At 40.4% G+C, this 13,594-nt stretch carries 12 protein-coding genes and 1 pseudogene; 10 read left to right on the forward strand and 3 right to left on the reverse strand.

The genetic code is table 11. The features are described 5' to 3' along the window. Positions 1–93: 93 nt before the first annotated feature. Positions 94–801 (forward strand): glycerophosphodiester phosphodiesterase, encoded by a 708-nt coding sequence (locus tag IPU53_RS13080; RefSeq protein ID WP_207451339.1) that lies wholly within the window; start codon positions 94–96, stop codon positions 799–801. Positions 802–881: 80 nt separating this feature from the next. On the opposite strand, the gene IPU53_RS13085 is transcribed toward IPU53_RS13080, so the two are convergent. After that, positions 882–2,876, reverse strand: coding sequence for a penicillin-binding transpeptidase domain-containing protein (locus tag IPU53_RS13085; RefSeq protein WP_313886488.1), 1,995 nt, complete (start codon positions 2,874–2,876; stop codon positions 882–884). Between the two features lie 117 nt (positions 2,877–2,993). Here IPU53_RS13085 and IPU53_RS13090 point away from each other — a divergent pair, with 117 nt between their 5' ends. From IPU53_RS13090 to IPU53_RS13120, 7 genes are all read left to right on the forward strand, one after another. After that, positions 2,994–3,923 (forward strand): manganese-dependent inorganic pyrophosphatase, encoded by a 930-nt coding sequence (locus tag IPU53_RS13090; protein ID WP_207451341.1) that lies wholly within the window; start codon positions 2,994–2,996, stop codon positions 3,921–3,923. A gap of 483 nt (positions 3,924–4,406) precedes the next feature. After that, positions 4,407–5,237, forward strand: coding sequence for a prephenate dehydratase (gene pheA / locus IPU53_RS13095; protein WP_207451343.1), 831 nt, complete (start codon positions 4,407–4,409; stop codon positions 5,235–5,237). 19 nt (positions 5,238–5,256) lie between these two features. After that, entirely contained in the window at positions 5,257–5,985 is a 729-nt protein-coding gene (locus tag IPU53_RS13100) for a DsbA family oxidoreductase (protein ID WP_207451345.1), read from the forward strand. Positions 5,986–6,339: 354 nt separating this feature from the next. Beyond that, positions 6,340–7,050 carry a class I SAM-dependent methyltransferase gene (locus IPU53_RS13105; protein ID WP_207451347.1) on the forward strand — a complete coding sequence of 237 codons (711 nt, stop codon included), beginning with the start codon at positions 6,340–6,342 and terminating at the stop codon, positions 7,048–7,050. Between the two features lie 48 nt (positions 7,051–7,098). After that, a complete protein-coding gene (locus tag IPU53_RS13110; protein ID WP_207451349.1) occupies positions 7,099–7,524 on the forward strand; it encodes an HIT family protein in 426 nt (141 codons plus the stop codon). 224 nt (positions 7,525–7,748) lie between these two features. Further along, the gene (locus tag IPU53_RS13115) at positions 7,749–8,354 is read left to right on the forward strand and encodes a histidine phosphatase family protein (RefSeq protein WP_207451351.1); all 606 of its coding nucleotides are present in this window, start codon (positions 7,749–7,751) and stop codon (positions 8,352–8,354) included. Continuing rightward, a complete protein-coding gene (locus IPU53_RS13120; protein WP_207451353.1) occupies positions 8,347–8,883 on the forward strand; it encodes a GNAT family N-acetyltransferase in 537 nt (178 codons plus the stop codon). The genes IPU53_RS13115 and IPU53_RS13120 overlap by 8 nt, the downstream gene beginning before the upstream one ends. 51 nt (positions 8,884–8,934) lie before the next feature. Here the strand turns inward: IPU53_RS13120 and IPU53_RS13125 are convergent, their stop codons facing one another. Further along, on the reverse strand, positions 8,935–10,104 hold the full coding sequence (locus IPU53_RS13125; protein WP_207451354.1) for an MFS transporter: 1,170 nt from the start codon (positions 10,102–10,104) through the stop codon (positions 8,935–8,937). A gap of 188 nt (positions 10,105–10,292) precedes the next feature. Between IPU53_RS13125 and IPU53_RS25635 the strand changes: the two are divergent. Continuing rightward, positions 10,293–11,148, forward strand: a pseudogene (locus IPU53_RS25635) (Type 1 glutamine amidotransferase-like domain-containing protein). A gap of 56 nt (positions 11,149–11,204) precedes the next feature. On the opposite strand, the gene IPU53_RS13140 reads toward IPU53_RS25635, so the two are convergent. Further along, a complete protein-coding gene (locus tag IPU53_RS13140) occupies positions 11,205–12,026 on the reverse strand; it encodes a squalene/phytoene synthase family protein (protein ID WP_242698274.1) in 822 nt (273 codons plus the stop codon). 703 nt (positions 12,027–12,729) lie between these two features. On the opposite strand from IPU53_RS13140, the gene IPU53_RS13145 reads away from it, so the two are divergent. Then, positions 12,730–13,554 (forward strand): aldo/keto reductase, encoded by an 825-nt coding sequence (locus IPU53_RS13145; protein WP_207451357.1) that lies wholly within the window; start codon positions 12,730–12,732, stop codon positions 13,552–13,554. The last annotated feature ends 40 nt before the right edge of the window (positions 13,555–13,594 follow it).

Consider the following 13,594-nt stretch of genomic DNA (forward strand, 5'->3'; position numbering starts at 1 on the left):
AATTTAAGGCTTTTCTTATAGAAACTTTTAGGGAAGACTGCTAAGATTTAGTTGAAAGGTATAATCATATTAAAGGTGAATGGGGGAAGTAAGTTGATTAGAGCACTTGCCCATAGAGGGTATCCGGGCAAATATCCAGAGAACACATTAACGGCGTATCGGGCGGCTTATGAATTGGGATTTAGTCATATTGAGATTGATGTTCAGCTTAGTAAAGATGGAGTGCCTATTTTAATGCACGATATAACAGTAAATCGGATGACGGACGCCAACGGATTTGTGAAGGATTTTACATTTAATGAGCTTCGAAAGTTAAAGGTCGGAGGAACAGAAACCATCCCGACTTTAAAGGAAGCGCTTCAATTTGCAAAAGGGAAAATGAAGGTAGCTGTAGAGTTAAAGCAGCATGGGTATCTCTATCCGGAACTAGAGGAAAAGACGCTTAGAGTGATTGAAGAAACAGGGATGATGGACTCGATATATGTTAATTCTTTTGATCACTATTCTATTAGAAAAATGAGAGAATTATCAGCGGACATTGAATTAGGTGTGATCCAACATGGTGCTACCCCTGGATTATTCGATTTTTTAAAAGAAATCAAGGCATCCTCCCTTGCTGTTCGAATTGAATATCTAACAGATGAATTTGTTGAGGAATGTGAAGCGGCAGGATTGCAAATTGTTGTCTGGCCGGTGGACAAGCAATGGCAATTTGATATTTTCCGGCGGTATCCTAATATTTTATGTACGACTAATAAGTTAGAAGACTTCAAGAGGATGTATGAGGAAGCGCAATTTTAGAGTAATAAAGCGAGACTGTTGGTTGTATCGGGATAAAAAGAGGAACCAGTATATTTGAGGGTATACTGGTTCCTTTCAACTTATTGTTGTTCTTTAAAAATATTTTTGACATGGTCAATCGCACCAGCTGAACCGCCTTCTTGGACCATTAGTGCAATAATCAGATCAGGTTTTTCAGGGTTATAGGCAACAAACCAGCCATTTTCCTTTCCTTCGACACCCTGTTCTGCTTTTTCGTATTCAGCTGTACCTGTTTTTCCTGCAAGCGGATAGCCTTCAATTTTTGCTCCACGTGCTGTTCCATTCGGATCGTCTACAACCTTGCGAAGTGAAGCTGTTAATTGTTTGGCTTGTTCTTCTGTCAGAAGATCCTTCTTCCAAATCTCACCCTTTTTTTCCTTGGCCTCTAATATCGGTTTTACCATATTTCCTTTATTCGTAAAAGTAGAATACATGGTAGCCAAATGAAGCACAGTTAATTCAATTTGTCCTTGACCATAGCTTGAATCGGCGAGGGAAATATCGGTTCCTATCTCCCCATAGGTGGATTGATGCATCGGATATAAGTAAGGCATGTCTTCAGCAAAGCCAAAATTCTTAAGGCCCGCTTCGAACTTATCTTGACCTAATTCGATTGCCTTTTGTGCAAAGTAAATATTGTCCGAATAGATTAAAGCCTTATCTAAATCAATTGGGATTCCTGGGTCACTTACTCGCTTTACTTCGTATTTCCCCCAAGACTTATCCTTTTTCCACCCTTTGCCATTAATTGTTAATTTCTCATCCCATGTAATCGTTCCATCTTTTAGACCAATCGCGGCTGTAATCGGTTTTAAGACGGAGCCAGGGGCAAAGGCTGAATTCAAACGATTGAGCATCGGTTGCTTTGGATCATCCTGTAGTTTTTTCCATTGATCCTCATTCGCTCCAAGCGTTAACAAATTTGGATCAAAGGCTGGACTGCTTACAAGTGCTATGGTTTCACCTGTCTCAGGGTCAATCGCTGCAGCGGTGCCGGGCTTGCCTTGGAATTCATCATAGATGATGGTTTGGAGAGCACTATCAATCGTGAGTTCAACATCCTCTCCATTTTCTACTTCTTTCTCGGCGAGGATTTTTTCACTACCATCCTCTTTTTTTATGATGATTTGTACACCGGGTGTTCCTCTCAGACGATCTTCCAATACAAGCTCTAAGCCTCGCCTGCCAATCATATCAGTATCAGTATAACCTTTGTCTTTATGCTTTTCTAAGTCTTCCGCTGTTACAGAAGATAAGTTCCCTGTTAAATGAGCAGCCCGTTCTGCAAGAGGATAAATTCTTGCCTCTGCTTTTCCTAATTGTACTCCCGGAAGCGCTAATAATTTTTCACTTAATTCGTCGCTACTGGCAGGAATGGTTTTGATCGGGACCAAAAGATCGGACTTAACCCAAGATTGATTTAAAGCATTTTCAATGCTCTCCGTGTCTATTCCTAACAATTGCGCCAATTTGGCAACCGTATCGTCTCCTTCCATTTTTCCCGGAACGATTCCAACCTGTATGGCCTCACCGTTTTCAGCAAGAGCGATTCCATTTCGGTCAAGGATGGCACCGCGGATCGGCGGAATTGTTGGAACAGAGATTTTATCGCCTTCCTCTAAATCAGGAAAAATAAACGTACTGTCCCAATTCATGCGCCATTCCGTAGTCTTATCATCAACATCCTCTTTCACCCAGTGTGACTGCTGATCAAATTCTATTTCTCCAGCCAGGCTATCCATGGAGACATGAAGAGGAAATTCAGCTGTTTCGTCTTTTTTATCTGTTTCTTCTTCCGGTTTGGTAAATTGAATATCTAAATCCTGTATTTCTAAATCTTTATAGATCTTACTATAACGTTCAACAAAATCTTCCTTCTTTACTTGTTCTTTTGTTTCCGTTGATAAATAGTTATACATTTTGTCAAAGTCTTGCTTTTCCCAAAGCTGCACATATTCACCAAATTGATCCTCAGGCTTCGCAACTTTATCACTACAACCTGCTAGAATCATAATCAAAAGAACCAATAGTATGAGAAACCACTTTTTTTTCACATCTGCACCCCCACTATCATTGTAAAAAAAATCAATCTTTCTTTCAAATAAGCTGTCATATGGTAAAATGGAAAAAGCAATGAAATCATACATATTATATAGTAAGGAGAGGTAAAAATGGGAAAAAGTTTTATCTTTGGTCATAAAAATCCAGATACGGACACAATTTGTTCGGCTCTTGTCTATGCAGACGTGAAAACAAGATTGGGATTTGAGGTAGAACCTGTGCGTTTAGGGGAAATCAATGGAGAAACTCAATTTGCTTTAGATTACTTTCAGGTGGAAGCCCCTCGTTTGGTAGAAACTGTTGCTGGGGAAGTAGACGAAGTGATTTTGGTAGACCATAATGAGCGTCAGCAAAGTGTGAGTGATCTTGATCAAGTAAAGATTACGGAAGTGATTGATCACCACCGTATCGCTAACTTTGAAACAAGTGACCCTCTCTATTTTCGTGCTGAGCCTGTTGGTTGTACAGCGACTATTTTAAGGAAAATCTATCATGAAAAAGGATTGGAGATCGAGCAAAAGATGGCCGGTTTAATGCTATCAGCGATTATTTCTGATTCCTTACTATTCAAATCGCCAACATGTACAGATGAAGATATAGAAGCAGCAAAGGAATTGGCTGCGATTGCTGGAGTTGATCCGGATAAGTATGGAATGGATATGCTAAAAGCAGGTGCCGATATAAGTGAAAAATCGGCAATTGAATTGCTTTCACTAGATGCAAAAGAATTTTCAATGGGTAGTGCAAAAGTGGAAATTGCGCAAGTAAATGCTGTTGGAGTAGAAGATGTTCTTGCTCGCAAGGCGGAAATCGAAGACGCATTGGGCCAGATTGTTTCAGAAAAAGGTCTGGATCTATTCTTATTCGTTGTAACAGATATCTTAACTAATGATTCAACGGCAATTGCAGTTGGACAAGCAGCTCATGCAGTGGAACAGGCCTTCAATGTGACGTTGAAAGACAAATCCGCTGTCCTACAAGGAGTTGTCTCTCGTAAAAAACAAATCGTTCCACCATTAACAACGACTTTATCAAAATAGGTGTCTGGCATACCCCGAATTTTGCCGAACGATATTGCGCTTTGAGTCAGCCGGAAGAACGTTGCGTCTTTAGCCATTCATCCTCAAGGGGTGGCTGGGCGCTTTCTTATAAGGTAAGAAAGTATAAATTTTGGCTAATGCTTGATCCAGCTCCAGCGCCCAGCGACTAGCAAACTTTCGGTGCCTTCCTACGATAAGTCAACATCAGCTCGCCTTATCAGGCTCACTGTGTTTCATTTATCTCGTCAGGCCCCTAAAAAGTTTGTACGTCGCTAAACGGGCGCTTGCGCTTTTCTTAAAAGATAAGAAAGTATAAAATTTTGGCTAGTGTTTTGATCTAGCTCCAGCGCCTAGCCCCTCGAGGTCAAATAACCTGAGCCAATAAAAGTCAAAACCGGACTTTTATTGGCTCAGAACATTTGCTTGTCGGGGCTGAGCAAGGCGCTTGCGCTTTTCTTAATTGGATAAAAGGAGTTTGTTGGAGTGAAAATTGCATATTTAGGACCTAAAGGGACTTTTTCGGAAGAAGCAGCCATTCGTTATTTTACAGAGGATGGCGTCGAGTCGATTATGTACAGTACGATTTTTGATGTGTTAGAAGCAGTGGATGAGGGCAGCGTGGATAAGGGGATTGTTCCGATTGAAAATGCGCTGGAAGGCACGATTACGATGACAACAGATGGATTGATCCAGCATGATTTATGGGTTGAAGGAGAGGCTGTACTTCCTGTTCGATTGCAATTGTTGGGGAATCCAGGAGCAAAGCTTGAAGAGATAAAAGAAGTTTGGTCAATTCCCCCTGCCCTTGCTCAATGTCGAATATTTACGCGAGACATAAAGGCGGAAACGAAGAATTATAGCAGTACCGCAGCGGCCGCGAAAGCGATCCAAAATGAAGCAAGGATGGATGCAGGCGCTGTGGCTTCTGAATGGGCGGCAGAAACATTTGGTCTTGAGGTGGTTCAAAGGGATATTCATGACAATGCCTGTAATTCGACAAGATTTGTCATTATTACGAAACCCTCTAAGCCGCGTATTCATACAGAAGAAAAGGCAAAATCAATGCTTTTAGTTACGCCAACTGAAGACCGACCAGGACTATTAGCGATTATTCTAAATGTTTTTTCCTCTCTAGGAATAAACCTAACATGGATTGAATCCCGTCCAACGAAGAAAAAACTAGGGACTTATCGCTTTTTTATTGAAACAACAGCGGGAATACAAGATGACCAATTGCAGAGAGCTAGGACGATTTTAGAAACATATGGGTACGATGTCCGCATATTGGGAAGCTATATAAAGAAGGAGCTTTAAGAAATTCGGAGGTGAGATAATGAAAATTGAAGTATGGTCGGATTTTGTTTGTCCCTTTTGCTACATCGGCAAGCGTCGTCTAGAACAAGCTTTGGAACAATTCCCCCACCAAGATGAAGTAGAGGTTGAATTCCATAGCTTTGAGCTTGACCCGACAACAGCGAAAGATCAGGAGAAAACGATCCATGAGTCGCTAGCAACGAAATATGGTGTTAATGTAGACGAAGCCAAGAAGATGAATGAGGGAGTGGGCGAACAAGCTAAGAGTGTTGGGTTGAACTTTCACTTCGATACGATGGTCCCAACCAACACATTCGATGCCCACAGACTAGCACATTTTGCGAAAACGAAAGCGAAAGACAAAGAGATAACCGAAAGACTTCTGCAAGGTTACTTTTCAGAAGGAAAAAGGTTAAGTGATTATGAGGTACTAGCTGATTTGGCGGTGGAAGTCGGATTGGATCGGAATGAAGTCCTGCAGATTCTTCAAAATGAAACTGCTTATGCTGATGAAGTTCGCTATGATGAAAATACCGCCCAACAAATCGGAGTTCGCGGGGTTCCTTTCTTTGTTGTGAACCAAAAATATGCCATCTCAGGTGCACAGCCAGTGGAAACCTTTGTTGGCGCCTTGGAGAAGGTATGGCAAGAGGAAAAATCAACTCCAATTTTACAAGATTTATCAGGTGACGCAGATGATGCGGCTTGTGTCGATGGTAATTGTGCCGTTCCGAATGATAAGGAATAACTTTTATAGGCCAAATCTGAAAAGGATTTGGTCTTTTCTTGTGGTCTAGGAAATTATAAAATTCTTGGCTTGTGGATAACTAGCTTTTCTTATGACTTTTATTTTGAATTACTGAAGTTTTACCCATGATTGCGCAACTTTTTATGGGGAATGCGTAAGTTAGAGGTTGAATGGGCGAATTTAAATAGGAAATGCGTAAGTTAGAGGATTGAATGCGCAACTTTTAGTAGGAAATGCGCCAGTTAGAAGACAAATGCACAACTTTCAATGCTTATTGCGCAACTAAAAGGAATTCTGTCTCTTTTTGGAGAATAGTTGTAGTAGACATATTCATTCTAAAAAACGAGGTGACCTATGAAGGAGAAAATAAGATCAGCGTTTAATCAACTTTCAGAAGCATACGAGCATACCGTAGATACGGAGAGTTTATATAATATGGAGCTTGAAAGGCCAGCCATGATGCAGCAACTTCCGGAAAACCTTAAGCAGATGCAAGTGCTTGATGCTGGATGTGCGGCTGGCTGGTATACAGATGAATTTCTCGCGAGAGGGGCAAAGGTAGCAGCGATAGACGTTAGTCCCGAAATGGTAGAGGCGGCAAAGCGACGTACAGGGACGAAGGCAGAAGTAAGATGCTTAGATTTAAGTGGAAACTTACCATTTGATGATCATTCCTTTGATTTTATTGTTAGTTCATTAGCACTTCATTATGTAGAAAATTGGAGAAAGACCTTCTCAGAATTTCAACGAATACTAAAACCAAATGGTTTCCTGTTATTCTCTGTCCATCATCCTGCCATGGATATCCACTTATCCCAAAATCAAGCTTATTTTGAGACAGAACTGATCATTGACCACTGGAAGAAAGACGGCCAAACAGTAGAAGTCCCTTTTTATAGAAGATCGTTACAGACCCTTGTAAATGAAGTGGTCACGTATTTTATAATCGACCAGATTATTGAGCCGCAACCAACTGAACGCTTCAAACAGAAAGCCCCTGAGAAATATGAAAGATTAATGAAAAGCCCTCAATTCCTTATAGTAAAAGCTAAAAATAGTAAATGAAATTTTCTTCCTCGTTTAGTCTAGTCAATAAAAATGGAGGTGCTCTAGATGGAAGATTGTTTAATTTGTAATCGGATCAGCATGATAAAGAAAGGGATGAACCAATACTTTGTGGCTGAACTTGAAACAGGATATGTGGTGATAGGGGATCATCAATATTTCAAGGGCTATACATTATTCTTATGTAAGGAACATCATAAAGAATTACATGAATTAGAGCCCGAATTCAAGAGAAATTTTCTTGTCGAAATGAGTACAGTTTCAGAGGCGGTTTATAAGGCATTCAACCCAATAAAACTAAATTATGAACTGTTGGGGAATGGAGATGCACATATGCATTGGCATATTTTCCCGCGAAGTTCGAAAGAGCCAAATCCGACCCACCCTGTTTGGTGGACACCAAGGGATGAAATGTATTCCGAAGCTGTCAAACCAAATGAGGAAGAGCTAGAAGAGTTAAAGAATCGATTATGAAGTGAATTGAATGAATTGCTTTAAAAAGAAGCGAAAATGAATTGTTATCAATGTAGGACATTTTATCCAGCTTCTAATTCAAATTATAAGATGATATTGTACTAGAATAAGGTTTCAAGGGCGGTCAACACCTGTTTCTGATCCGAGAAATCAAGGGACTTCCATACGTTTTCCCTCAAAAATCTTGGATGCGATAAAGGATTGATCTTTTGGAGGGATAAAAAATGAGTCAGATCTGTTTAGTGAGACATGGAGAAACGGATTGGAATGCAGAGGGGAAAATTCAAGGTAGGACTGATATTTCCCTTAATGCAACGGGAAAACGGCAAGCGGAAGAATGTGCTCAGTACTTTTCCAATTCAGAATGGGATCGAATCGTTACAAGTCCTTTGAAGCGAGCCAAACAAACGGCAAACATCATGAATCAGTCATTGCAGATTCCAGTGATAGAAATGGAGGAATTTGTTGAGAGGTGTTATGGAGATGCGGAAGGGCTGACAAGGGAAGAAAGACAAAGACTATATCCGCAGAGGAGAGATATCCCGAATCAGGAGCCTCGAAACTTGCTTGCCCAACGTGTCATGAAGGGGATGGAGCGAATTCAGGAAGAGTATCCGAATGATAAAATTATTCTTGTAGCACATGGAGGCGTGATTAATACGATTTTAGCAGTCTTATCAAATGGTGAAATTGGGTCTGGGAAAACTAAACTCATCAATGCCTGTATCAGCAATCTTCACTTTATGGAAAATCAGTGGAATATTCAAGAATATAATCAAGTCCATCATCTATCACAATATAATGAATACAGGGGAGAACAAAATGAATGATCACCCTATATTTCTTTCCAACGAAAGGGTTTCTTTAAGAGAATTTACAAGTATGGACTGGGAGGCTGTTCATGCATACGCTTCTCTGGAAGAGTCTTGTCGTTATCAGCCTTGGGGGCCAAATACAATTGAAGATTCAAAAGTCTTTGTTGAACAAGTCCTCCAGGCTGCTTGCCAACAACCAAGGAAAAGGTATGCTCTTGCGATTGTAGTAAATGGGAACATAATTGGGGCTGGAGAAATCAGTGTAGTGGATTTCCAACATCAAGTTGGGGAACTAGCCTATATCGTTCATCCTGCCTATTGGGGGCAAGGCATTGCAACAGAAGTTGCCCAGTTATTAATAGAGTTTGGCTTTAGAGAACTAGGATTACATCGCATTCAAGCTACTTGTGACCAACGAAATATAGGCTCTGCTAAGGTTTTAGAGAAAGTTGGCATGACCAAAGAAGGCAGATTGCGTGAACATTTATTGATTAAAGATGGATGGCGAGATTCGTATCTTTACAGTATTTTAGAACAGGATTGAAAAATAGGATGTATGACGATAAAAGTCATCCATCCTATTTTTTAAAGGTTCTTATCCTAATTCTTGCTTTAGACGTCTCTTTGGCATCCATAAATAGGCTAGCAGAGCTCCGATAAAGCTAAGACAGCCAATTAGGATAAAGCCACCTGAAAGGCCAACATATTCCCCAATCCACCCCGCAATAAACGGTCCACCGAACATTCCGAGTGAATAGAGCGCCTGGAAAAAGCCCATCGCGGAAGCTCTTCTTCCTTCATTGACGGATTGAATCGCCAGCCCCATTAATACTGGCATCATCATGCCTTGGGCGAAACCATTAAAGGCTTGTGTCAAAATCAATAAGCTCAAGCTTGTTGTAAAGGGAAGAAGAATTGTACAGATTGCGGCGGCAATAAAGCCGATTAAAATCGTATACCTTTCTCCAAATCTCTTCACAAAAATACTGCCACTAATATAGCCAGCAATCGCATTGGGCAAGGTAGACAACAAGGTTAATACGCTTAGATCTGCATTGGATGCTCCTAAACTAGTAGCATGTAATGGTGTAAAACCAAACATTGTCGTAAAAGTAATACACTGAACCACGATTGCTAGTAAGGAGACCGATAACAATAATTTTTCCCCGCCCATTTTAATTAATTCCTTTACCTGAACAGGCTTCTTTTTTACATCGGCTGGTTTTTCAACAAGCTTTATAGCAAGGATTAAACCAATCAGGCCAACAATTGCGCCTAGATAAAAGGGAGCTTGCCATCCAATATAATCAGTTAGAAATCCACCAACTGAAGTAGCAGTCATTTGGCCAATACTTGTGTAAAAACTAATAATGCCCATTGCCTTCGGTGCCTCATCAGCTTCAAAATAACTGGCAAATAAAACAGTAAAGGCTACCCAGCTTGCTGCCGCCACACCTGCAAGTGAGCGAAATCCGAAAATTGCCCACACATTAGTTGAGAGTGCCAAGCCTAGACAACTTAAGACAGCACAGGCGATCCCCGCAAAAATAAACAACTTTCGCTTGCCAATTCGATCAGACCAAATGCCTAAAGGAATCCTGACAAGCATTTGTGTGAATCCATAACTACCGACAACCAGTCCAATCATAAAAACGGAACCGCCAAGGCGTTCTACATAAGGGGAAAGGATGGGTACATACGTATACATGGAAAACCAATACATCATCGTAACAACATAAAATAATATTTTTCCAGATGATTTCACAGGCACACCCCTACCAAATTCTAATGAGTTAAATAATATGTATTCCCACACTAATATATACCATGTAGGAGAGGAAGGAAATATATCATTTAAGCTTGCGCGAAAAATATTGAAAATGAGGAGGAATTTCCCCGGAAATAATCGAAATAAGGGAATATGCATGTATTTGATAGACAGGATGTGAGAAGATGTGTCAAATTATCGCACTTGGTGGTGGGGGGTTCTCAATGGAGCCAGACAATCCATTATTAGATGCTTATATTCTTCAACAATCTAAAAAATCCAATCCAAAAGTTTGTTTCCTTCCTACTGCTAGTGGAGATGCAGAATCCTACATAACTCGATTTTACAACTTTTTTGACAAACAGGCTTGTCAACCATCCCATTTGTCGCTATTTCGCCCACCTACAAAGGATTTGGAAAGTTATCTTTTAGACAAAGATATTATTTATGTTGGGGGAGGAAATACGAAAAATTTATTAGCTTTATGGCGAGATTGGGAAGTTGATATAATTTTAAAAAAGGCATGGGAAAAAGGAATTCTTCTTGAAAGGTAAGAAAGTATAAATTTTGGCTAGTGTTTTGATCTAGCTCCAGCGCCTAGCCCCTCGAGGTCAAATAACCTGAGCCAATAAAAGTCAAAACCGGACTTTTCTTGTCTCAGAACATTTGCTTGTCGGGGCTGAGCAAGGCGCTTGCGCTTTTCTTACTGGACTAAGTGCTGGATCCATTTGTTGGTTTGAGGAAGGGGTAACCGATTCATATGGAGCTGAGCTTGGTCCGCTGACATGTTTAGGATTTCTAAAAGGAAGTCATTGTCCACATTATGATGGGGAAGCAGAGCGTAGGCCTACTTTTCATAAGCTCATAAAGGAAAGACGAATAAAGCCAGGGATCGCAGCCGATGATGGGGTGGCTCTTCATTATGTTGACCAAACGTTAAAGAAAATTGTTAGCTCTAGACGTGATGCAAAAGCTTATGAGGTCTCATTGACCGAAGAAAATGAATTGAAAGCCGAGTTTTTAGGTGCTCGTAACAGTTGAATAAGAAAAGGTGTCTAGCAACTTACAAGTGCTAGACACCTTTTCTTATTTTTTAGTTAATGATTTTCCAAGATCTCACTTACTGTCGATTCTACTTCAGCACGTCCCATTTTTTCCTCGCCTTTGTGCAATGCTTTTAGAGTCTTTTTGGCAAGAGCGAGCGGGATTTTGCAAAACAATAGGATGTTTTTCGTATCGATGGATGTGATATACTCGTCCGCCATCTCTAGATGAGCATGGGCATAGTCAAACATCTCACTTCGTCCCCAATCATCTGGGATAAAATGGACTCCGCGCTCTGCGTCCTCATCTTGATTTCGCAGCATGTTCACAGCCTGCAAGCCGCGACCATATCCAATCGCTAAATCGCGATCTGTTTTTGTGCCATCATACCATTCCCAAATATCCGAAAGCATCACACCAACTAAACCGGCTACATAATAAGTGTAATCATCTAGATCTTCCTTTGTTTTGACGATCCAATCCTTTTCCACCCATTTCGCCATGCCGTTTGCCATGATACTGGTCGACTCTTTCACTTTATCGATAATATCGGCAGGGCATACTCTTAACCAATCATAAAGTCTAAGGGTTACTTCAGGTAGAAGATTTTCATAGGGCTTTAATAGCTGTTGATAAACATGGGGATCGAATTTTGTTTGAAGAAGTTGGCTAGTCGAACGGAGTAAATGTTGTTTTGTATCAGACGACAACTCTTCATGATCCTCAATTTCATCAATGGCTCGCATGCATAAATAAGCAGCCCCAACTGTTTCTCGGAGCATTGGATTTAACAGTTTAATGGGAATGTAAAAGGTTCTGCTTGTTAACTTTAATATGTGCATGGCCTCTTTTTGTAATGTTGCTCCATAACTCAAGGGGGATTCCTCCTTTACCAACAGGTAGTATCTTATTACATCATCTGTGCTTGTCCGTTCGATCATATTTTATTATACGTATCTTTATCATACACGATTTAGTAAGGGAGTTGCTAGAGATAAATCTGTATGAATAAATGAAGCTGAAGAATTTTGCCATAAAATTTTCGATAAAGGCGGGAGATGTTATTAATCAAACGTTTGATTAGATTTGAAAAGAAACGGGTGTACGCATTTGATATAATAGAGGAACAATAGACTAGCTTTGTATGAGGGGTTAGGCACGTCGTTTGCACCTTCTAGGAATTGGACATTTTCCTATGAAGGGGGTGTTGACGTGGAAGCGCCGTTCACGCTGATGATCTCATTCGGCATGTTAATCGCGTTTATCATGTCCGATCGACTGCTTTAGCAGGCCTCGAGGGATCATTTATCTTACTTGTGCATAGCCCCATAATTGGACTGGTCTTATTGTAACTGTTCCATGTGACAGCATGGAGCGGCTTTTATAGTGTATGAATTTCTACTATTAGTAGAAGAACAAGAAAAGGAATTTTGTACACGTTTGATCGGACCTTTGCGACTAAAGAAACAAATTTAATTTTTGTCAGAAACAGCGTGTGATCGTGTAGCAAAAAAATTCAAATATAAAAGATCCTGTGATAGACTTAAAAGTAACTTATATCAGGAAGGAAGCGATTTCATGAATTACATAACATTGAATAATGGGATTCGTACACCGCAATTAGGTTATGGTGTATGGAAGGTGCCGAATGAGGAAGCCGAAAATGCCGTTGCACAAGCTTTAGAAACGGGATATCGTTTGATCGATACGGCCAAAATTTATGGAAATGAAGTCGGAGTTGGCCAGGCGCTTGCGAAGAGTAGTCTATCACGTGAAGACATTTTCCTGACGACAAAAGTTTGGAATGCTGATCAAGGATATGAAACGACATTAAAGGCTATGGACGAAAGTCTTGAGAAACTCGGTTTGGATTACGTTGATCTATACTTGATTCATTGGCCAACACCTAAGTTTGATACATATGTGGAAACGTACAAGGCTTTGGAGAAGCTATATAAAGATGGACGCACAAAAGCTATTGGTGTATGTAATTTTGATATCGAACATTTGCAACGTATTATGGATGAATGCGATGTTGTACCAGCCGTGAATCAGGTAGAGTGTCATCCGTATTTACAGCAGAAAGAATTAAAGCAATTTTGTAAAGAACATGGCATTTACTTAGAATCCTATAGTCCACTTATGAACGGGACAAAGGTGATTGAGGATCCAGTGATTCAAGAAATTGCTGAGCAACATGGGAAAACACCAGCACAAGTGATTCTTCGCTGGCATGTACAGACTGATGTCATGGTTATTCCTAAAACCGTTACTCCTTCTCGCATGAAAGAAAATCTAGATGTCTTCGATTTTGCTCTATCGGATTCAGATATGGAGAAAATTGCTTCTTTGGATCGCAATGAGCGTCATAATTCTGTTCCTAATGAAATGAATCATAAATAATCAAGAAGCTGATCCTCCATACTTGCATAGTAGGGAGGAT

It is taken from the genome of Bacillus sp. SD088 (assembly GCF_017355205.1).
Lineage (GTDB): Bacteria > Bacillota > Bacilli > Bacillales > Bacillaceae_C > Lederbergia.

Excerpts from the sequence above, each read along its gene's own strand:
- IPU53_RS13105 (WP_207451347.1), top strand. The coding sequence starts at position 6,340 with ATGAAGGAGAAAATAAGATCAGCGTTTAATCAACTTTCAGAAGCATAC.
- IPU53_RS13115 (WP_207451351.1), top strand. The coding sequence starts at position 7,749 with ATGAGTCAGATCTGTTTAGTGAGACATGGAGAAACGGATTGGAATGCA.
- IPU53_RS13100 (WP_207451345.1), top strand. The coding sequence starts at position 5,257 with ATGAAAATTGAAGTATGGTCGGATTTTGTTTGTCCCTTTTGCTACATC.
- IPU53_RS13145 (WP_207451357.1), top strand. The coding sequence starts at position 12,730 with ATGAATTACATAACATTGAATAATGGGATTCGTACACCGCAATTAGGT.
- IPU53_RS13090 (WP_207451341.1), top strand. The coding sequence starts at position 2,994 with ATGGGAAAAAGTTTTATCTTTGGTCATAAAAATCCAGATACGGACACA.
- IPU53_RS13120 (WP_207451353.1), top strand. The coding sequence starts at position 8,347 with ATGAATGATCACCCTATATTTCTTTCCAACGAAAGGGTTTCTTTAAGA.
- IPU53_RS13110 (WP_207451349.1), top strand. The coding sequence starts at position 7,099 with ATGGAAGATTGTTTAATTTGTAATCGGATCAGCATGATAAAGAAAGGG.